Here is a 17,777-nt window from a genome sequence, read left to right as displayed (position 1 = left end):
CGCGCAGCGCGGTACGCCCCGGCGGCTTCGCCGCCCCCACCGCGGCCGCGCGCAGCGCGGTCCTTCCCCGGCCGGGCCCCCGCCACGCCGCGCGCCGCGCGCGGCGGTCGGCCCCGCCCTGGTGTCGCTGCGCGACGACAGAACCTAGGCGGGAGGCGTGATGGCGGGGATAAGGGAGGGGTGGCTTCTCCCCGGAGGGGAGGCCGTTCTGTTCGGGATCGCGTTCACGAGGGAGTGGGCGATGGCCATCAGCACCGAGGAAGTCGCGGCGGGCGGACGGCGGGAGCGGGTCGGCGGGGCGGCGGCGGGCCGCCGGAGACGGGGGAGACGGCGGGAGGGCCTGGCCGCGGCCGTGTTCGTCGCGCCGGCGCTGGTCGGCTTCGTCACCTTCTACGCCTGGCCCGCCCTCCGCGGCCTCTATCTCAGCCTCACCGACTACGACCTGCTCACCGCGCCCGAGTTCACCGGGCTCGACAACTACCGCCGGCTGCTCTCCGACGACGTGTTCTGGAACTCGCTGCGCGTCACCCTGCAGTACGTCCTGATCAACATCGGCGTGCAGATCGTCGCCGCGCTGCTGCTCGCCGTCGTGATCCACCGCCTCACCGGGTCCATCCTGGTCCGCGGCGTGCTGCTGCTGCCCTACCTGGTCTCCAACGTGGTCGTCGCGCTGCTCTGGTACTGGATGGCCGACTACCACCTCGGCGTCCTCAACGAGGTGGTCAGCTGGTTCGGCGCGGACCGCGTCGGGTTCTTCGGGGATCCGGCCTGGGCGATCCCGACCATCGCCCTCGTCAACGTCTGGCGCCACCTCGGCTACACCGCGCTGCTGATCCTCGCCGGCCTCCAGATGATCCGCCCCGACGTCTACGAGGCGGCCGCGGTCGACGGCGCCGGCGAGCGGCGGGTGTTCCTCAGCATCACGCTGCCCCTGCTGCGCCCCGTGCTCGCGCTGGTCCTGGTGGTGACGATGATCGGGTCCTGGCAGATCTTCGACACCGTCGCCGTCACCACCCAGGGCGGTCCTGTCGACTCCACCCGCGTCGTCCAGTACTACATCTACGACCAGGCGTTCACCCGCTTCGACTTCGGGTACGCCGCCGCCATCTCGGCGGTGCTGTGCCTGATCCTCGCCGTCTTCGCGCTGCTCCAACTGCGCCTGCTGCGCGCGAACGAGGGGGCGGACGCATGAGACGCATGAGGCCGGGACGCGTCGTCGCCTGGGCGGTGGTGACGGTCGTCGTGCTGGTCACCGTCGCGCCCTTCGCGTGGATGCTCCGCACCGCGCTGTCCGACAACCGGAGCCTGTTCAGCGAGCCCGCCTCGCCGCTCCCGGTGGACTTCACCTGGGGGCCGCTGGAGCGCGTGCTCGGCACCGCGACCGCGGCCGAGGCGCAGGCCGAGGGCGGCTCGGGCGCCTCGCTCCGCTTCTGGCTCTACCTGCGCAACTCGCTGCTGGTCTCCGCCACCATCACCGTCGGCCAGGTCTTCTGCGCCGCGATGGCCGCCTACGCGTTCGCCCGGCTGCGCTGGCCCGGCCGGGACCGGGTGTTCCTGGTGTTCCTCTCCGCGCTGCTGGTGCCGCCGGTGTTCACGCTGCTGCCCAACTTCGTGCTGATCAAGGAGCTCGGGCTGCTCAACACGCACGCCGGCATCGTCGCGCCCTACCTCCTGATGACGCCGTTCGCCGTGTTCTTCCTGCGGCAGTTCTTCCTCGGCATCAGCCGCGAGGTGGAGGAGGCGGCGCTGATCGACGGCGCGGGGCACGCCAGGATCTTCTTCCGGATCATCCTGCCGATGAGCGGCGCCCCGCTGGCCACCCTCGCCGTGCTCACCTTCGTCAACGCCTGGAACGAGTACTTCTGGCCGCAACTCGTCGGCCAGGAGGAGGGCGTGCGGGTGCTCACGGTGGCGCTCGGCGCGTTCGTCGCCTCGACGCCGCAGACCGGGCCCGACTGGGCGGGGCTGATGGCCGCGGCCCTGGTCGCCGCCGTTCCCACGCTGCTGATCCTGCTGGCCTTCGGCCGGCGGATCGTCGACGCCATCCAGTACACCGGGCTCAAGTGAGGGCTCACGTGAGGGCTCACGTAAGGAGGCACGCCATGAGACTTCGACGACGCGTGCGGTGCGCCGCCGCCGCGGCGACGGCGCTCGCCCTCGCCGCCTGCGGCACGCCAGGTGGTGGCGACGGGCGGCGAACCGTCACCTACTGGCTCTGGGACGCCAACCAACAGCCCGGCTACCAGCGGTGCGCCGACGAGTTCGAGGCCGCCAACCCCGAGTACGACATCGTGATCGAGCAGCGCGGCTGGGACGACTACTGGACGTCGCTCGCCCTCGGCTTCGTCGCCGAGTCCGCGCCCGACGTCTTCACCGACCACCTCTCCACGTACCCGGAGTGGGTCAGCCGCGGGCTGCTGCTGCCGCTCGACGAGTTCGTCGAGCGGGACGGCGTCTCCCTCGACGGCTACGAGCCGGGCCTCGCCGAACTCTGGGTCGGCCGCGACGGCCACCGCTACGGCCTGCCCAAGGACTGGGACACCGTGGGGCTCTTCTACGACCGGGCGGCGCTCGCCGAGGCCGGCGTCGACGAGGCGTCGCTCGCCGAGCTCACCTGGAACCCGGAGGACGGCGGCACCTTCGAGGACCTGGTCGCCAGGCTCACCGTGGACGCGAACGGGGTGCGCGGCGACGAGCCGGGGTTCGACCCGGACGACGTCGCCGTCCACGGCCTGTGGCTGGAGCTGAACGGCGGCTTCAACTACGGCCAGACCCAGTGGTCCTTCTTCGCGGCCGCCAACGGCTGGCAGGCCACCGACACCAACCCGTGGGGCGAGCGCTTCAACTTCGACGACCCCGCCTTCCTGGAGACCGTCGACTGGTGGCGTGGGCTGATCGACAAGGGCTACATGCCGTCGCTCGCGGCGCAGACCGGCGTCCAGTCCAGCGACCAACTGGCCGCCGGCAACGCCGCCATGGTCAGCCACGGCAGCTGGATGATCGGCACCTTCCTCGGCTACGAGGGCCTGGACGTCGGCATGGCGCCGACCCCGATCGGCCCCACCGGCCAGCGGGCCAGCATGTTCAACGGCCTGGCCGACTCGATCCACCGTGGCACCGACGACCCCGAGGCGGCGTGGCAGTGGGTGTCGTACCTGGCCTCGCCCGCCTGCCAGCGGGTGGTCGCCGAGCACCGCGTCGTCTTCCCGGCGATCACCGAGGCGTGGGAGAGCGCCCGCGACGCCTACGCGGCGGACGGCGTCGACGTGGAGCCGTTCACCCGGCAGGTGTCGGAGGGCACCACGTTCCTGTTCCCCATCACCGACCACGCCGCCGACGTCGACGCCATCATGACGCCGGCCCTGGAGGCGGTGCTCTCCGGCGCCCCGCTGGACCGGCTGGTGGCGGCCAACGAGGAGGTCAACCGGCTGTTCCGGGAGGAGGAGTGAGGCTCAGGAGCTGAGCACGGTCAGCTCGGGGTGGGCCGTGCCGCCCTCGATCGCGGTGGACGACAGGTGGGAGACCACCCGGTCGTCCACCGGGTCGTTGGCCGGGTCGTCGTGGACCACCAGGTGCTCGTAGGTGGTGGCGCGCTGCGCCGGCACCCGGCCGGCGGCGCGGATCAGGTGCAGCAGCTCCATCCGGTTGGAGCGGTGCTTGGCACCGGCCGAGGAGACCACGTTCTCCTCCAGCATCACGGAGCCCAGGTCGTCGGCGCCGTAGTGCAGCGACAGCTGCCCGGCCTCCTTGCCGGTGGTCAGCCAGGAGCCCTGGATGTGCGCCACGTTGTCCAGGAAGAGCCGGGCGATGGCGAGCATCCGCAGGTACTCGAAGATCGTCGCCTGGGTGCGGCCGCGCAGGTGGTTGTTCTGCGGCTGGTAGAGGTAGGGGATGAACGCCCGGAAGCCGCCGGTGCGGTCCTGCGAGTCCCGGATCATCCGCAGGTGCTCGATGCGCTCCGCGTTGGTCTCGCCGGTGCCCATCAGCATCGTCGAGGTGGACTCGACGCCGAGCCGGTGTGCCGTCTCCATGATCTCCAGCCAGCGTTCGCCCGACTCCTTCAGCGGCGCGATCGCCTGCCGCGGCCTGGCGGGCAGCAGTTCGGCGCCGGCGCCGGCGAACGAGTCGAGCCCGGCCGCGTGGATCCGGCTGATCGCCTCCTCGGCTGAGACGCCGGAGATCCGCGCCATGTGGTCCACCTCGGAGGCGCCGAGCGAGTGGATCACCAGCTGCGGGAACGCGTCCTTGATGGCGCGGAAGTGCCGCTCGTAGTACTCCACGCCGTAGTCGGGGTGGTGGCCGCCCTGGAACATGATCTGGGTGCCGCCGAGTTCGACGGTCTCGGCGCAGCGCCGCAGGATGTCGTCGAGGTCGCGGGTCCACACCTTGTCGCTCTTGGGCGGCGCGTAGAAGGCGCAGAACTTGCAGGCCGTCACGCAGGCGTTGGTGTAGTTGATGTTGCGCTCGATGATGTACGTGGCGATGTGCTCGACGCCCGCGTAACGGCGGCGGCGCGCCGCGTCGGCGGCGGAGCCCAGCGCGTGCAGCGGCGCGAAGCGGTAGAGGTCGAGCGCCTCTTCCGGCGTCAGCCGGCCACCGCCCGCGGCACGGTCGAGCACGGTCGCGCGGTCAGCCTGCTGGCCCATCGGGCATATCCCTTCGACGGCGGCGAAACGACCGCTCCAGCGTACGCCAGCGCTCCGCGGCGCTCATGACTGGCGGTCGAGCGTGCCCTCGAAGGGGCTGCGGTCGTCGGTGTTGACGTACTGGACCGAGTCGTCGTCGAGTACCTCGAGCTCCAGCCGGTAGGGGGCGGAGACGCACTGCCCGAAGCCGTTGGAGAGTTCCTCGTCGAGCAGCGCCTCGAACACCAGCAGCCGCTCGTCGACGGCGCGCAGGGTGAGGCGGTCGACGCAGGAGCCGATGCCGATGAGGTCGGTGTTGGTCGCGGTGCCGACCTCGTCGCCGACCCGACCCTCGGCGAGGGTGAGCGCGATGGTGCCCATCGGCAGGCCGCCCGTCGCGATCGTCCCCTCCCAGTCGCCGACCAGGCTCGCCGGCAGCGCGTCGGTGGCCGGGTCGGGGCCGGGGCCGGGATCGCCGTCGTCGGTGAGCAGCAGCCAGCCGCCGAAGCCCGCGGCGCCGAGCAGCGCGGCGGCCACGGCGCCCGCGGCGATGTGCCGGGTGCGGCCGCGCGGCGGCCGTGGCGCCTCGGGCTCGGTGGTGACGGCCGAGGTGGCGGTCGGCTGCTGGGGGATGCCGGGAGCGGCGGTGCCGGTGCCGGTGCTGGTGCCGGTGCTGGTGCCGGTCCGCGCCGCGGCGTGGCCGGTGTTCTCGTCGAGGACCAGCAGCTCCTCGGCGCGCCGGCTGATGTCGGCGAGCACCGCGGACGACAGCCAGCCGGCCGCCACCAGGGCCGCGGCACCTTCGCCGGCCCCGCAGGCCGCCGCCAGTTCCGGCAGCGTCGGCCGGTCGGCGGCCGCCTTGCTCAGGGCGGCGGCGACCGGCTCGCGCAGCCACGCCGGCACCTCGGTCAGGTCCGGCTCCTCGTGCACCACCTGGTACATCAGCTGCGCCGGGGCGTGGCCGTGGAACGCGGGCAGGCCGCTGGCCGCGAAGGCGAGCACGGCGCCCAGGGCGAAGACGTCGGTCGCCGGCGTGACGGGGCCGCCCGTCACCTGTTCGGGCGCCATGTAGCCGGGCGAGCCCACCACCATGCCGGTGCCGGTGAGGTGGGTGGTGGCGTCGAGGGCCCGGGTGATGCCGAAGTCGATCAGCCGGGGCCCGTTGACCGCGAGCAGCACGTTGGACGGCTTGACGTCCCGGTGCACCAGCTCGTGCCGGTGCACGGCGAGCAGCGCCTCGGCGAGGCCGGCGGCCAACGCCCGGACCGTGGGCTCGGGTTGCGGGCCGTGCTGGGCGACGGCGGTGGCGAGGTCGGGGCCGACCACGTAGCCGGTGGCGACCCAGGGCACCTCGGCCTCAGGGGCGGCGTCCAGCACGGGGACGGTCCACGGGCCGTCGGCCAGCCGGGCCGCGGCGACCTCGCGGGCGAACCTGGCCCGGAACTCCTCGTCGGCCGCGAACTGCCGGTGCACCAGCTTGACGGCCACCGCCCGGTGGCCGGCGTTGCGTCCCAGGTAGACCCGGCCCATGCCGCCCTGGCCGAGCCGGCGCAACAGCCGGTACTCGCCTATCGTCGACGGGTCGTCGTCGGCCAGTGGTCTCATGGCGCCCCCCGGTCCGGTCCGCTCAGCCGTCCGCCGGGTCCAGCAGGACGACGCGCTCGGCCGCGTCGGACTCGCCGATCCGGCGGGCGAACTCGGCGACCCCGGCCAGCTGGCGTTCGCCCAGGCTGAAGTCCAGGGTGGTGAAGTAGCGTTCCAGCGTCTCGGCGTCGAAGTCCTCCCAGCGGGAGGCCTGTTCGGCGACCTTGGTGACCTCGGTCAGCGACAGGTCGCGGGACTCGAGGAAGGCGCGGTGCAGTTCGCGCACCGTCTCGGGCTCGCGGCGGAGGTAGTCGCGCCGCACGCCCCAGATGGCGAACACGAACGGCAGCCCCGTCCACTCGTGCCACATCCGCCCCAGGTCGTGGACCTCCAGGCCGAGCCGGGGGGCGTCGTGCAGCGAGGCGCGCAGCGCGGCGTCGCCGATCAGCACGGCGGCGTCCGCCTCCTGCATCATCAGGCCGAGGTCGGGCGGGCAGGTGTAGTACTCGGGGTGCACGCCGTAGCGCTCGGCGAGAAGGAGCCGCGCCAGGCGCACGGAGGTGCGGGAGGTGGAGCCGAGCGCGACGCGCGCCCCGTCGAGCTGGTCGAGCGGGCGCTGGGAGACGATCACGCAGGACATCACCGGGCCGTCGCAGCCCACCGCGATGTCCGGCAGGGCGACCAGCTCGTCCGCGTGCCGCAGGTACTCGACCAGCGAGACCGGGCCCAGGTCGAGCTCGTCGGCGACCAGGTGCTCGCCCAGCTTCTCCGGGGTGTCCTTGGTGAGCTCGAAGTGGAGCACGCTCCCCGTTCTGGCGAGGCCCCAGTAGAGGGGAAGACAGTTGAGGAACTGGATGTGCCCGACACGGGGGCGGCGCCGCTGGTGTGTAGTCACGCTTGGGAGGGTACGCCTGAGAACGTGCGAGCCAGCGGTCAGGGACAGGTCCACCTCTTGGGTGATTCATGCCCTTCCAGCCGTGCACACAGCGTGCTAGGCTCGACGCGAGTTGCAGTTTGGTTTCCCTTGCAGTACGAGCCTGCGGAGCATGTGACCGCGGGCTTTCGTCGTTTTCAGGCTTCATGTGGGTTCTGGAGCAGGGCGACCCTTTTTAGGCCCAGGGAGGGCTTATATGGCTACCGGAACCGTCAAGTGGTTCAACGCCGAGAAGGGCTTTGGTTTCATCGCCCAGGATGGCGGCGGCCCCGATGTCTTCGTTCACTACTCCGCGATCAACGCGAACGGCTTCCGCTCTCTTGAGGAGAGCCAGGTCGTGAGCTTCGACGTGACCCAGGGTCCGAAGGGTCCCCAGGCCGAGAACGTCTCGGTGACCGGCTGAGGTCATACCCTCGGTTTCACCACGGTGCCCCCCGCCCAGCCTGGTCGGGGGGTTTCCCGTTTCCGGCCCGCGGCTCAGGCGGGCTGCCGCTCAGGCGGAGGCCGCGGCGTGCCGCTCGTAGCGCTGGAGCTCGCGCCGGCGCACGGTGCGCACGTCGTACGCCTGGCCCACGCCCTCGCCGTTCTGCAGCACCACCATCAGTGCCAGCAGCGCGAAGCCGACCAGCCAGCGGCCGACCGCCCGAAAGAATCCGGGCCGCCGCCCGTCGGTCGCCCTGATCACCCGCAGCCCCCACAGCAGTTTGCCGAGGCTGCCGCCGAACACCATCGTGCCGAGCACGTGGTTGACGAAGGACGCGGCCAGCGCGCAGCCGAGGGGCAGCGCCAGGTCCACTAACCCGTCCGGGTCGGGCGCGGTCCGCCACAGGACGACGAGGCCGACACCCAGCGCCAGCAGCAGGTCCGTGAACGTGGCCGCCACCAGCCAGCCCTCGTCGGCCTTCTTCGGTGTCAGCGCCATGTCGGGTCCTCCGTCTCGTCGTGTGGTGCCCGTGAATCTACGAGGCGGACACCGACGGTTCCTCTCCGGTCGGGTCACGGAACGGCGACAGCAGTTCGTCGGTGCGGGCGCGCAGCCGGGCGGCCGCCGCCGGGTCGAAAAGGCTGCCGTCGACGCCGATCCGCCGCTGCTCCACGAACGCGCTCAACGGCTCGGCGGGCGGCGCGTCGAGCAGCGTGAGCAACTGGCGGGCGACGGGGGCGGCGGGCTTGGCCGCCCGCCGCATGGTCTCGATGTGTGCCCGGGTGGCCGCGTCGTACTCGCCGGAGAAGCCGGTCGCGGTGGTGCCCGGGTGGTACAGCACCTGGCGGGTCCGGTGGCCGCCGGCCGCGAGGTCGACGCCCAGCAGGTCGTTGAGCTTGCCGCCCTGGAAGAGGGCGGCCTGGCCGTCGTAGCCGCCGGCGAACTGGAGGTCGTCCCAGTTGACCAGGTTCATGGGCGCGCCGGGCCCGGCCACGTTGAGGATCGCCGGGGCGGCGGCGGGCGAGCGCTCCAGCGTGGCGAGCAGGCCGTGGGAGAGCAGGAAGCGGCTCAGGTAGAAGAGCGCGAAGGTGTCCTCGAAGCCGTCCGCGGTCTCGCGGCGGAACGAGCGGAAGTGCCGGGCGCAGAGCACCAGCGCGTCCACCGTGGGGAAGCGGGCGGTGAGCTCGGCGACCACCCGCCGGTTCTCGGCGACCAGGCTGAGGTCCGCCGGGACGAAGTGCTCGAACTCGGCGCCGCGCGCCGGGTCCCGGCCGAGGACGACGACCCGGTCGCCGCGCGCCACCAGCGCGCGGGCCAGCTCCCTGCCGATGCCGTCGGTGCCGCCCTGGACGATGACGGTCCGCCTGGTTTCCTGGGATGATCGGTTCATGAAGTTGAACTTATCAGTTCAATGTGGCGGGACGGGCGGTAGGATGCCGGGGTGAGCGGAGTGAGAGCGGCCTCGCGCGGCCGCATCGACAAGCGGCAGGCGATCCTCGACGCGGCGTTCACCGTGTTCGCCCGCCAGGGTTACGCCAACGCCTGCGTGCAGGAGATCGCGGCCGAGGCCGGGGTGGCCAAGCCCACCGTCTACAACCACCTGGACAACAAGGAGACGCTGTTCCGCGAGGCGATGGCGGCGGCCGCCACCAGCGCCACCGCCAGGAACCTCGCCGCCGTCGACCTGCTGCGCGCCCCGGGCGACGAGTTGCGTGCCACGTTCGAGGAGGTCGCCCGCCAGCTGCTGCGCTGCTCCGCCGACGAGCGGTCCCGGGCGCTGTGGCGGCTGTTGAACGCGGAGCTCACCAACTTCCCCGACCTGCTCGACGTCGTCTGGGGCGAGGGCGCGAGCCGCGTCACGGAGGCGCTGGCCGACCGGATCGCCAGGCTCGCCCTCGCCGGCCGGCTCCGGGTCGCCGACCCGTCCCGCGCCGCCGAGCAGTTCTCCGGGCTGCTGATGGGCCCGATCGACAGCCGCTCCCGACTCGGCACCCGCCCCGTCTCCGCGGCCGAGATCGACGAGATGGCGGTCGCCGCCGTCGACACCTTCCTCGCCGCCTTCGGGCCCCGGGCCTGACCCGTCCCCGGCGCCGACGCGATCCCGCCGCCGGCCGTCGTCAGGCTGCCGGTCCGGCGGGCCCGGGGTCCAATGGGGGCATGGGTGACTTCATCGACGTCTGGACCGACAAGCTGGTGGACCTGGCCGGCGGCGCGCTCGACGAGAAGCGCGCGCGGGCGCTGGTGGCGGAGATCTACGAGGCGGCCGTGGTGCGCGGGGTGCGGCTCTACGAGGAGGAGATCGCGCAGCGCGAGGCCGAGCGCGAGGAGTGAGGCCCAGGCCCTTGGGCCGGGCAGCCCCTAGCCGAGGCCGAGCGGCAGGCCGCCGAGCAGCTCGCGGGTGGAGGCGCCGCCGGCGATCGGGCCCGTCAGGTCGGCCGTGGAGATAGGCTGGAAGTCGGCGATCTGGGTGCCGAGCGCGTTGGCCAGCGGGTCGGATCCGGTGTTGGCCAGCGGGTCGAGCTGGATGTCGAGGATCGGGTTGACCGCCGAGGCGAGCGCCCCCGTCGTCGTGTCCGCCACCTTGGTCACCGTCTGCAGCGGGTCCTCGGGCACCACCTCGGCGGACGCGGCGCTTCCGGTGGCGAGGACCGCGCCGGTCGCCGAGACGGTCAGGCCGGCGGCGAGACGCAGCACACGGGAGACGCGGGGGGCACGGGGAAGCTCAGTCATGCCAGGCACCGTAGTTGACCTGCCGGCGGCGGCTCATCCCGCGAGCGGGGCAAGTCACCTGAACGGCGTAGCCGGGCATCCGGGAGAATGGTCCCGTGACACGAGCCTCGCTGGAGAAGCAGCCCAAGGACGTCGCCGCGATGTTCGACGCGGTGGCCGAGCGTTATGACCTCACCAACGACGTGCTGGCCCTCGGGCAGAACCGGCGCTGGCGCAAGGCCGTCGCCGCCGCCGTCGGCGCCCGCCCTGGGGAGCGGGTGCTGGACCTGGCGGCCGGCACCGGCACCTCGTCCGAGCCGTTCGCCGCGGCCGGCGCGTTCACCGTGCCGTGCGACTTCAGCCTCGGCATGCTCGCCCAGGGCAAGCGCCGGGTGCCCTGGCTGCCGTTCACCGCGGGCGACGCCACCCGACTGCCGTTCCGCGACGGCTGCTTCGACGCCGTCACCATCTCCTTCGGCCTGCGCAACGTGCAGGACACCGACGCCGCGCTGCGCGAGATGCTGCGGGTGGTCAGGCCCGGCGGGCGGCTCGTGGTCTGCGAGTTCAGCCACCCGACGTGGGCGCCGTTCCGCACCGTCTACAGCGAGTACCTGATGCGGGCGCTGCCGCCGGTGGCCACCCGGGTGTCGAGCAGTCCCGACGCGTACGTCTACCTCGCCGAGTCCATCCGTGCCTGGCCGGACCAGCCCGCGTTCGCCGCCCGGCTCCAGTCGGCGGGCTGGGAGCGGGTGGCCTGGCGCGACCTCTCGGGAGGCATCGTCGCCCTGCACCGGGCCACCCGTCCCGCCGAAGGACCACCTGCGTAGACTCCTTCAACTCGCCTTCCCCCGACCCCTCCGCAGCCCGACCGATGGGAGAGCCAGAGCCGTGTCCGACACAGCCGACACAGCCGAGACAGCCGAGGCCGCCGAGAGCCACGAGACCGCCGACGTCATCGTCGTAGGGGCGGGACCCGCCGGTTCGACGACCGCCTACCACCTCGCCCAGGCCGGCCTCGACGTCCTGCTGCTCGAGAAGACCGCGTTCCCCCGCGAGAAGGTGTGCGGCGACGGGCTCACCCCGCGCGCCGTCAAGCAGTTGGTCGCGATGGGCATCGACATCTCCGAGGAGGCCGGCTGGCTGCGCAACAAGGGCCTGCGGGTCATCGCGGGCGGCACCCGGCTCCAGCTGGACTGGCCCGAGCTGGCCTCGTTCCCCGACTTCGGCCTGGTGCGCAGGCGGGACGACTTCGACGAGCAGCTGGCGAACGCGGCCGAGAAGGCCGGGGCCCGGCTCCATCAACGCTGCAACGTTTCGGCGCCGATCCGGGACGAGCGGACCGGGCGGATCGTCGGCGTCGAGGCCAAGGTCGGCGAGGAGAAGCGTAAGGCCGTCTTCCGGGCCCCGGTCGTGGTCGCCGCGGACGGCAACTCCACCCGGCTCTCGCTCGCCATGGGCCTGCACCGGAACGAGAAGCGCCCGATGGGCGTCGCGGTGCGCACCTACTTCACCAGCCCGCGGCACGAGGACGACTACCTGGAGTCCTGGCTCGAGCTGTGGGACCGGCGCGGCCCGGAGCCGCAGCTGCTGCCCGGCTACGGCTGGGTGTTCGGGATGGGCGACGGCACCTCCAACGTGGGGCTCGGCATCCTCAACAGCTCGTCCGCCTACAAGGAGTTGGACTGGCGCGAGGTGCTGCGCGCGTGGTGCGCCTCGATGCCGGCCGAGTGGCAGTACACCGACGAGTTCATGACCGGCCCGATCCGGGGCGCGGCGCTGCCGATGGCCTTCAACCGGCAGCCGCACTACTCGCGCGGCCTGCTGCTGGTCGGCGACGCCGGCGGCCTGGTCAACCCGTTCAACGGCGAGGGCATCGCCTACGCCATGGAGTCCGGCCGGATCGCCGCCGAGGTGATCAGCCAGGCGCTGGCCCGACAGACCCCGGCGCAGCGGGAGTTGGCGCTGCGCGGCTACCCGAAGGTGCTCAAGGACACCTACGGCGGCTACTACACGATGGGCCGGGCCTTCGTGAAGCTGATCGGCAACCCGAAGGTGATGAAGCTGGCCACCGAGCGCGGCCTCAACCACCCGCTGCTGATGCGCTTCGTCATCAAGCTGCTCGCCAACCTGACCGACCCGGTCGGCGGCGACGCCATGGACCGGGTCATCAACGGCCTGGCCAAGGTGACGCCGAACGCCTGACGGACCTCGCGGGACCCGGCGCCACCTCGGCCTCAGCTCCAGGTGGCGCCGGCCGGCGCCTCGATGGTGGTGTTCAGCCGGTTGAAGAAGTTGGTCGTGGCCACCATCAGGACGATCGCGGCCAACTGCTCCTCGGTGTAGTGGTCGGCGGCCGCGTCCCAGACCTCGTCCGGCACCGCCTTTCCTGACCGGTCGGCGATCCGGGTGGCGGCCTCGGCGAGGGCGATCGCGGCGCGCTCGGCGTCCGTGTAGCACGTCGCCTCGCGCCAGGCGGCGAGCTGGTGCAGCCGCTCGTCGGTCTCGCCGGCCTTCTTCGCGCTGTCGATCCCGCCGTGGACGCAGGCGCCGCAGCCGTTGATCTGGCTGGCCCGGAGGTGGACCAGCTCCATGGTGTGCTGCGGGACGCCGCCCGCGGACATGGCCTTGTAGAGGTGCTGGATCCCCTTCATCGCGTCCGGCAGGACCATCGCGGGGTTCTTCATCCGAGCGGGCATCGTGCGCTCTCCTTCTTCGTGGGGGTTCGCTCTCGTCCTTCACCCCCCTGACGGATGCCGCGGCCGCGGTGTGACGGCGGATCCCCGGGCGCACCCGTCCCATATTCTGACAGCGCTGTTATATTAGCGCTGTGATATCTGGTGAGGACCCGACACGCGTGCCCGATCCCTGGCAGCCGCTGCACGAGCTGCTGGCCGCCATGGACGCCGAGATCGAGCAGGTCTATCTCTCCCGCGGCATCGAGGGGGTGCGGCCGCGGTTCGCGTATCCGCTGATCCGGCTCGCCCACACCGGTCCGCTCACCATCCGCGAGTTGGCCGAATCCCTGGACCGCTCGCACTCCGCCATCAGCCAGACCGTCGCCGCCATGCGCAAGGAGGGCCTGGTCAGCTCTGAGCCGGGGCCCGACGCCCGCACCCGGCGGATCGCGCTGACCGAGCGCGGCCGGTCGCTGGTCCCGTTCCTGGCGGCCGAGTGGCGCGCCACCCACGCGACGGTCGCCGAACTCGACGCGGAGGTCCCGCACGCGCTGACCGCCGTCGTCGAGGAACTGCGGCGGGCGCTCGAACGGCGGTCGATGCGGCGGCGGATCCTCGACCACCTCGTCGAGCCCTCGGCCGAGCCTCCGCGATGAGGGCGCGGGTCCGGTTCCTCGACACCCGCCCGCTGCGCACCAGCCGTCCCTTCCGCGACCTGTGGCTCGGCTCCGCGCTCTCCGGGCTCGGCGGGCAGATCGCCAACGTCGCCGTGCTCGCGCAGGTCTGGGACCTGACCCGCAGCCCGGTCGGCACCGGCGCCATCGGCCTCGTCACCGGCGTGGCGATGCTGCTCTTCGGGTTGCTCGGCGGGTGGTTGGCCGACGCCCTCGACCGCCGCGCGGTGGTACGGGCCACCACCGCGGGACAATTCCTCGCCGCCGCCGGGCTGTTCGCGCAGGCGCTGGCGGACAACCGGAACGTGGTGCTGCTGCTCGCGCTGGTCGCGGCACAGACGGCGTGCGGCGCGCTCGGCGCGCCGGCCCGGCGCACCTTCCCGGTCCGGCTGCTGCCGGCCGACCAGGTCGCGGCCGGGCTCGCGCTCACCAGTGTGGCCTTCAACGCGGCGATGCTGGCCGGCCCGGCGCTGTCCGGGCTGATCATCGCCCGCTGGGACTTCCCCGCCGCCTACGCCGTGCAGGCCGCGGCCGTCGCCGTCTCGCTGCTCGCGGTCGTCCGGCTGCCGCCGATGCCGGTCGCCTCGGCGGCGGGCCGGCGCCGCCCGGAGCGCGGCGGCTGGTCGGTCGTGCTGCGCCGGCCGACGCTCTGGGGCTCGCTGGCCACCGACCTGGCGGCGACGCTGCTCGCCATGCCGGTCGCGCTCTTCCCGCTGGTCAACGAGGTCCGCTTCGACGGCAACCCGGGCACCCTCGGCCTCTTCCTCTCGGCCGCCGCCGCCGTCTGGGGCCTGGCCCTGGCCGCCTTCGGCCTGGCGGGCCCGCTCTGGCTGGCCCTCACCTGCCTGGCTGTGGCCGGCGCGGCCGACACCGTCTCCGTGGTCACCCGCAGCGCGCTCGTCCAACTGGAGACCCCCGACGCCTTCCGTGGCCGCGTCTCCTCGGTGGAACACGTCATCGGCGTGGCGGGCCCCGAACTCGGCAACTTCCGCGGCGGCGTGCTCGCCTCCGCCACGTCGGCCCCCTTCGCGCTGGTGACCGGCGGCCTCTCGGCCGCCCTGGCGATAGCCGCCGTCGCCGCTACCAACACCCCGCTGCGGGCGTACCGTGCTCCTCAGCCGCCACCTGCCACGCCGGACCAGCGTCCGGACGCGGCGACAGAGTCGCCGATCAGCACCTCCTGACCCCCAGCGCTCCTGGGCCAGCACAGGATGCTCTCCGGGTACTGACGATGCCCGGGGCGAGATCCCAGCCCCGCGCGTTCAGGACGTGTACAGCGACTCCACCCTGGTCACCTGCCCTTCTCCGTCGAAACTCAGGTCGTACCCGACGAGCGAGCGCTCCGAGGACGACTGGGCCATCAGCCGGCTGACGAACTCGGCCTGGGTGTACGACGAGGCATGGGAACCGTCGCCGAGCGGGGCCGACAGCAGCACCTGGGCGTCATCGGCCAGCGGCACCTCGGTGTAGGGTCCCTCGCCCGGGACGACCACCCACGCCTCGGAGTGGTCGGTGACGTGGGCCTCCTTCTGGGCGGGGCGGACCGACAGGTACGTCCGTCCGCCGCTGGTCCAGGCGTCGTCGATCTGCACGAACTGTCTGGAACCCGCCCAGGCGGCCGCATCGCCGTCCGGCGCGGTGGTCGGTACCGTCTCGTGAGCTGAGGCGGAAGACGTCGCCGAGGTCACGGGCTCGGTGTCGGCCGCCTGCCCGTCGTCCGCGCCGCCGCACCCGGTGAGGGCCGCGAGGCCGAGGGCAAGGGCGATGAGGCAGCGCACGGCGGCCCGCTGGCGTGAGAGATGCATGGTCGAAGTCCCCCAGGAATTCGGGTGTGTTCCGGATACGTGGGCTCTACGCGCCAGCCCACCCCCCGGGTTGCATCCCGATCCCGATTCGTCGCCGACCGCCGCGAGTTCCCGTCGGGACTCACTCGGAGAGCCAGTACGCCTCCCGCAGCGACCGCACTCGACCTTCGCTGTCGTAGTCGATGACGAACACCCACCGCGGCCCGGCGGCCAACCGGCTCACCAGCTGGTCGAGCCGTACGTCCGCGGGGCTCCCGGCGGTCAGCTGTCGGGCTTCGACGAGCATCCCCCGCGGCAGGGTCAGCGTGTGCACCACACCGAGGGGCGTCGCGGTTCCCCGCTCGGCACGGAGCTGCTCGACGGTGACCCGCACCGTGTCCCCCCGCAGCACCGCGCCGTACACATAGCCCAGCTCGCTGGCGTACTCCTCGCCCGGCGCGGGCGTCGGCGGCACGAACAGCGAAGCGGTCGGCGTCGGGACGACGGCGGGCGGCTCGGGTCCCTGGGCGGCCCGGGTCAGCGACACCCCTCCCAGGGCCAGAGTCGCGGCCAGCAGCGCGCCGCCGGACGCCAAAGCGGCCCGCCTGCGGCGCTGGCGACGCGCACCGCGTGCCCGGATCCGCTCCGCGGCAAGCGGTTCCGCGTGCCGCTGACCCGCCTCGGCGAGGTCGGCGAGGTAACCGTCCAGCTTCGTCTCGTCAGCCATGACGCACCTCCGACACGCGGTCAGTCCGTGGATCCAGCTCAGTATCGGCCAGCAGTCGTGCCAGCGTTGCCCGCCCACGGCTCAGCTGCGCCTTGACCGTACCGACCGGGGAGCCGACCTCGGCAGCCACCTGTTCGACCGTCAGGTCACACAGGTGGTGGAGCACCACGGCCCGTCGTTGAGCTTCGGGGATCTGTCGCAGCGCCTGAACCAGCAGCACATGGTGCGGTTCCGGCGGCGGTACCGCCGCCGGCGGGCCCTGCCGTCGGGCGAAGGCGAGCGCGGTGCGCACCCGCCGCCAGCGGCTGACCGCCAGCCGCCAGGCCACCGTGCGTACCCACGCCTCGGGGGCGGCGTTCAGATCCAGCTCGTCGCGGCGTTCCCAGGCCCGGACGAAGGCCTCCTGGACCACGTCCTGCGCCTCGGCGAGGTCGCCCGTCATCGCGTACAGCTGACCGATGAGCCGGCCGACGCTCGCGGAGTAGAAGGCGTCGAACGCGTGCTCGTCCGCACCCCGGCAGCCGCGCGGTTCTTCTGGTGGTCGCATACCTCTCCCGTCACGCCGCACGGTGCCACTCGCGTTCCCCGCAACACAAGAAGTCGGCGACTCCGGGGGCGGCACTCGGCCTGTGGGCCGACGAGCACGTCAGGAGAGGGTGGCCACCGATGCGGGGGCGACCAGCCGCGTGTGCGCGCGCCGGAACCGGTTCGGCCGGCCGGCGCCGATGGCGCGGGCCGGCCGAACCGGTGAGCGGAGGTCGTGCGTCAGAGCACCCGCACCGCGCCCGACGGCGGGTCCCAGTCGAGGTCGCGCTGGACCACGCCGGTGGAGGAGTTCTGGGCGCCGACGAACGTGCCGTCGCCCATGTAGACCGCGACGTGGTAGGCGCTGCCCGCGCCGCCCCAGTAGAGGATGTCGCCGGCCTGGATGGCGTCGAGCGACACCTGGGTGCCGGCGGTCGACTGGTCCTGGGAGACGCGGGGGAGCGAGACGCCGGCCTGGGAGAAGGCGGCCTGCATCAGGCTGGAGCAGTCCCAGGCGTTGGGGCCCGTGGAGCCGAGCGAGTAGGCGTCGCCGACCTGGGCGCGGACGAAGTCCAGGACGGCCGCGACGCCGCCGCTCGACGGGGCGGGGGCGGACGTCGGCTCCGCGGCGGGGGCGGAGCCGGTGACGGCCTCGGCGGCGGCCTCGGTGGCCGCCTCCTCCTCGGCCGCGGCCTGGGCGGCGGCCTCGGCCTCGGCGGCCTCGCGGGCCTGCCGCTCGGCCTCGGCCTCCTGGGCGGCGCGCAGCTCGGCGGCGGCGCGCTGGGCCTGGGTGATGGCCTGGTCCTGGGCGGCCGCGCGCACCTGCTGGAGCTGCGCGTCGCTGACGTACGACTGGGTGGCCTCCGCGGCGACCGCGGAGCTGCTGGCCAGGACGCCGTCCAGGAGGGGCAGTTCACCGGTCCGCTCGGTGGGCTTGTCGGCGGCGAGCGCGGAGTTGGTCGCCGCGCCGGTGACCGCGACGGTGCCCACGACGCCGGTCAGGACGCCGCCGCGTATCAGGTTGCTGGTGCGGGACCGGCTTGGCTTGCGGTGCCGGCCTCGGTAACGAATCGGGGACATGAACATCTTGGCTACCAGGCTCGCCCGGTTGACTCA

Annotated in this window: 21 protein-coding genes; 10 read left to right on the top strand and 11 right to left on the bottom strand. The window is 72.8% G+C overall.

Annotated elements, in window-relative coordinates; translation table 11 throughout:
• The first annotated feature begins 241 nt into the window (after nt 1–241).
• From ACYVPE_RS23885 to ACYVPE_RS23875, 3 genes are read left to right on the top strand one after another with little or no spacing between them, the layout of a single operon-like run.
• On the top strand, nt 242–1,192 hold the full coding sequence (locus tag ACYVPE_RS23885) for a carbohydrate ABC transporter permease (RefSeq protein WP_461035739.1): 951 nt from the start codon (nt 242–244) through the stop codon (nt 1,190–1,192).
• Complete coding sequence (locus ACYVPE_RS23880; protein ID WP_461035738.1) at nt 1,189–2,067, top strand: carbohydrate ABC transporter permease; 879 nt, start codon at nt 1,189–1,191, stop codon at nt 2,065–2,067. The genes ACYVPE_RS23885 and ACYVPE_RS23880 overlap by 4 nt, the downstream gene beginning before the upstream one ends.
• Nucleotides 2,068–2,102: 35 nt before the next feature.
• A complete protein-coding gene (locus ACYVPE_RS23875) occupies nt 2,103–3,449 on the top strand; it encodes an ABC transporter substrate-binding protein (protein ID WP_461035737.1) in 1,347 nt (448 codons plus the stop codon).
• 3 nt (nt 3,450–3,452) lie between these two features.
• Here ACYVPE_RS23875 and mqnC read toward each other — a convergent pair whose 3' ends face one another.
• The 3 genes from mqnC to ACYVPE_RS23860 all read right to left on the bottom strand — a co-directional run bounded on the left by mqnC (nt 3,453) and on the right by ACYVPE_RS23860 (nt 7,104).
• A complete protein-coding gene (mqnC, locus tag ACYVPE_RS23870) occupies nt 3,453–4,646 on the bottom strand; it encodes a cyclic dehypoxanthinyl futalosine synthase (protein ID WP_461035736.1) in 1,194 nt (397 codons plus the stop codon).
• A 63-nt stretch (nt 4,647–4,709) separates the two neighbouring features.
• Nucleotides 4,710–6,230 carry a serine/threonine-protein kinase gene (locus ACYVPE_RS23865; protein ID WP_461035735.1) on the bottom strand — a complete coding sequence of 507 codons (1,521 nt, stop codon included), beginning with the start codon at nt 6,228–6,230 and terminating at the stop codon, nt 4,710–4,712.
• A 22-nt stretch (nt 6,231–6,252) separates the two neighbouring features.
• Complete coding sequence (locus tag ACYVPE_RS23860; protein ID WP_461035734.1) at nt 6,253–7,104, bottom strand: menaquinone biosynthetic enzyme MqnA/MqnD family protein; 852 nt, start codon at nt 7,102–7,104, stop codon at nt 6,253–6,255.
• 235 nt (nt 7,105–7,339) lie between these two features.
• Here ACYVPE_RS23860 and ACYVPE_RS23855 point away from each other — a divergent pair, with 235 nt between their 5' ends.
• On the top strand, nt 7,340–7,546 hold the full coding sequence (locus tag ACYVPE_RS23855) for a cold-shock protein (protein ID WP_132817355.1): 207 nt from the start codon (nt 7,340–7,342) through the stop codon (nt 7,544–7,546).
• Between the two features lie 90 nt (nt 7,547–7,636).
• Here ACYVPE_RS23855 and ACYVPE_RS23850 read toward each other — a convergent pair whose 3' ends face one another.
• Both ACYVPE_RS23850 and ACYVPE_RS23845 read right to left on the bottom strand, forming a co-directional pair.
• Complete coding sequence (locus ACYVPE_RS23850; RefSeq protein ID WP_461035733.1) at nt 7,637–8,065, bottom strand: RDD family protein; 429 nt, start codon at nt 8,063–8,065, stop codon at nt 7,637–7,639.
• Nucleotides 8,066–8,102: 37 nt separating this feature from the next.
• Nucleotides 8,103–8,957 (bottom strand): SDR family NAD(P)-dependent oxidoreductase, encoded by an 855-nt coding sequence (locus tag ACYVPE_RS23845; protein ID WP_461035732.1) that lies wholly within the window; start codon nt 8,955–8,957, stop codon nt 8,103–8,105.
• A 51-nt stretch (nt 8,958–9,008) separates the two neighbouring features.
• Between ACYVPE_RS23845 and ACYVPE_RS23840 the strand changes: the two genes are divergently transcribed.
• Together ACYVPE_RS23840 and ACYVPE_RS23835 are read left to right on the top strand one after the other, a co-directional pair.
• A complete protein-coding gene (locus ACYVPE_RS23840; protein WP_461035731.1) occupies nt 9,009–9,644 on the top strand; it encodes a TetR/AcrR family transcriptional regulator in 636 nt (211 codons plus the stop codon).
• 80 nt (nt 9,645–9,724) lie between these two features.
• Nucleotides 9,725–9,898 (top strand): hypothetical protein, encoded by a 174-nt coding sequence (locus ACYVPE_RS23835; RefSeq protein WP_461035730.1) that lies wholly within the window; start codon nt 9,725–9,727, stop codon nt 9,896–9,898.
• Nucleotides 9,899–9,925: 27 nt separating this feature from the next.
• Here the strand turns inward: ACYVPE_RS23835 and ACYVPE_RS23830 are convergent, their stop codons facing one another.
• Nucleotides 9,926–10,297, bottom strand: a complete 372-nt coding sequence (locus ACYVPE_RS23830) for a hypothetical protein (RefSeq protein WP_461035729.1) — start codon at nt 10,295–10,297, stop codon at nt 9,926–9,928.
• Nucleotides 10,298–10,392: 95 nt separating this feature from the next.
• Between ACYVPE_RS23830 and ACYVPE_RS23825 the strand changes: the two genes are divergently transcribed.
• The gene (locus tag ACYVPE_RS23825) at nt 10,393–11,103 is read left to right on the top strand and encodes a demethylmenaquinone methyltransferase (RefSeq protein ID WP_461035728.1); all 711 of its coding nucleotides are present in this window, start codon (nt 10,393–10,395) and stop codon (nt 11,101–11,103) included.
• Complete coding sequence (locus tag ACYVPE_RS23820; RefSeq protein ID WP_461035741.1) at nt 11,096–12,478, top strand: geranylgeranyl reductase family protein; 1,383 nt, start codon at nt 11,096–11,098, stop codon at nt 12,476–12,478. The genes ACYVPE_RS23825 and ACYVPE_RS23820 overlap by 8 nt, the downstream gene beginning before the upstream one ends.
• A 32-nt stretch (nt 12,479–12,510) precedes the next feature.
• Here the strand turns inward: ACYVPE_RS23820 and ACYVPE_RS23815 are convergent, their stop codons facing one another.
• Complete coding sequence (locus tag ACYVPE_RS23815; protein ID WP_461035727.1) at nt 12,511–12,972, bottom strand: carboxymuconolactone decarboxylase family protein; 462 nt, start codon at nt 12,970–12,972, stop codon at nt 12,511–12,513.
• 158 nt (nt 12,973–13,130) lie between these two features.
• Between ACYVPE_RS23815 and ACYVPE_RS23810 the strand changes: the two genes are divergently transcribed.
• Complete coding sequence (locus tag ACYVPE_RS23810; protein WP_461035726.1) at nt 13,131–13,607, top strand: MarR family winged helix-turn-helix transcriptional regulator; 477 nt, start codon at nt 13,131–13,133, stop codon at nt 13,605–13,607.
• Nucleotides 13,604–14,809 carry an MFS transporter gene (locus tag ACYVPE_RS23805; protein WP_461035725.1) on the top strand — a complete coding sequence of 402 codons (1,206 nt, stop codon included), beginning with the start codon at nt 13,604–13,606 and terminating at the stop codon, nt 14,807–14,809. The genes ACYVPE_RS23810 and ACYVPE_RS23805 overlap by 4 nt, the downstream gene beginning before the upstream one ends.
• Nucleotides 14,810–14,887: 78 nt before the next feature.
• Here ACYVPE_RS23805 and ACYVPE_RS23800 read toward each other — a convergent pair whose 3' ends face one another.
• The 4 genes from ACYVPE_RS23800 to ACYVPE_RS23785 all read right to left on the bottom strand — a co-directional run bounded on the left by ACYVPE_RS23800 (nt 14,888) and on the right by ACYVPE_RS23785 (nt 17,741).
• On the bottom strand, nt 14,888–15,430 hold the full coding sequence (locus tag ACYVPE_RS23800) for a hypothetical protein (RefSeq protein WP_461035724.1): 543 nt from the start codon (nt 15,428–15,430) through the stop codon (nt 14,888–14,890).
• Between the two features lie 121 nt (nt 15,431–15,551).
• Nucleotides 15,552–16,136: a hypothetical protein gene (locus ACYVPE_RS23795; RefSeq protein ID WP_461035723.1), complete on the bottom strand. Its 585-nt coding sequence runs from the start codon at nt 16,134–16,136 to the stop codon at nt 15,552–15,554.
• A complete protein-coding gene (locus ACYVPE_RS23790) occupies nt 16,129–16,683 on the bottom strand; it encodes a SigE family RNA polymerase sigma factor (RefSeq protein WP_461035722.1) in 555 nt (184 codons plus the stop codon). The genes ACYVPE_RS23795 and ACYVPE_RS23790 overlap by 8 nt, the downstream gene beginning before the upstream one ends.
• A gap of 218 nt (nt 16,684–16,901) precedes the next feature.
• Nucleotides 16,902–17,741 (bottom strand): C40 family peptidase, encoded by an 840-nt coding sequence (locus ACYVPE_RS23785; protein WP_461035721.1) that lies wholly within the window; start codon nt 17,739–17,741, stop codon nt 16,902–16,904.
• Nucleotides 17,742–17,777 lie beyond the last annotated feature (36 nt).

This window comes from Streptomyces mayteni, from assembly GCF_054783955.1.
The sequence above is the reverse complement of the archived record's forward strand: the minus strand, read 5'-3'. Positions and strand labels throughout refer to the sequence as shown.

Excerpts from the sequence above, each read along its gene's own strand:
- ACYVPE_RS23835 (WP_461035730.1), top strand. The coding sequence starts at position 9,725 with ATGGGTGACTTCATCGACGTCTGGACCGACAAGCTGGTGGACCTGGCC.
- ACYVPE_RS23885 (WP_461035739.1), top strand. The coding sequence starts at position 242 with ATGGCCATCAGCACCGAGGAAGTCGCGGCGGGCGGACGGCGGGAGCGG.
- ACYVPE_RS23865 (WP_461035735.1), bottom strand. The coding sequence starts at position 6,230 with ATGAGACCACTGGCCGACGACGACCCGTCGACGATAGGCGAGTACCGG.
- ACYVPE_RS23815 (WP_461035727.1), bottom strand. The coding sequence starts at position 12,972 with ATGCCCGCTCGGATGAAGAACCCCGCGATGGTCCTGCCGGACGCGATG.
- ACYVPE_RS23855 (WP_132817355.1), top strand. The coding sequence starts at position 7,340 with ATGGCTACCGGAACCGTCAAGTGGTTCAACGCCGAGAAGGGCTTTGGT.
- ACYVPE_RS23850 (WP_461035733.1), bottom strand. The coding sequence starts at position 8,065 with ATGGCGCTGACACCGAAGAAGGCCGACGAGGGCTGGCTGGTGGCGGCC.
- ACYVPE_RS23795 (WP_461035723.1), bottom strand. The coding sequence starts at position 16,136 with ATGGCTGACGAGACGAAGCTGGACGGTTACCTCGCCGACCTCGCCGAG.
- ACYVPE_RS23875 (WP_461035737.1), top strand. The coding sequence starts at position 2,103 with ATGAGACTTCGACGACGCGTGCGGTGCGCCGCCGCCGCGGCGACGGCG.
- ACYVPE_RS23790 (WP_461035722.1), bottom strand. The coding sequence starts at position 16,683 with ATGCGACCACCAGAAGAACCGCGCGGCTGCCGGGGTGCGGACGAGCAC.
- ACYVPE_RS23880 (WP_461035738.1), top strand. The coding sequence starts at position 1,189 with ATGAGACGCATGAGGCCGGGACGCGTCGTCGCCTGGGCGGTGGTGACG.
- ACYVPE_RS23830 (WP_461035729.1), bottom strand. The coding sequence starts at position 10,297 with ATGACTGAGCTTCCCCGTGCCCCCCGCGTCTCCCGTGTGCTGCGTCTC.
- ACYVPE_RS23845 (WP_461035732.1), bottom strand. The coding sequence starts at position 8,957 with ATGAACCGATCATCCCAGGAAACCAGGCGGACCGTCATCGTCCAGGGC.
- ACYVPE_RS23785 (WP_461035721.1), bottom strand. The coding sequence starts at position 17,741 with ATGTCCCCGATTCGTTACCGAGGCCGGCACCGCAAGCCAAGCCGGTCC.
- ACYVPE_RS23805 (WP_461035725.1), top strand. The coding sequence starts at position 13,604 with ATGAGGGCGCGGGTCCGGTTCCTCGACACCCGCCCGCTGCGCACCAGC.
- mqnC (WP_461035736.1), bottom strand. The coding sequence starts at position 4,646 with ATGGGCCAGCAGGCTGACCGCGCGACCGTGCTCGACCGTGCCGCGGGC.
- ACYVPE_RS23800 (WP_461035724.1), bottom strand. The coding sequence starts at position 15,430 with ATGCATCTCTCACGCCAGCGGGCCGCCGTGCGCTGCCTCATCGCCCTT.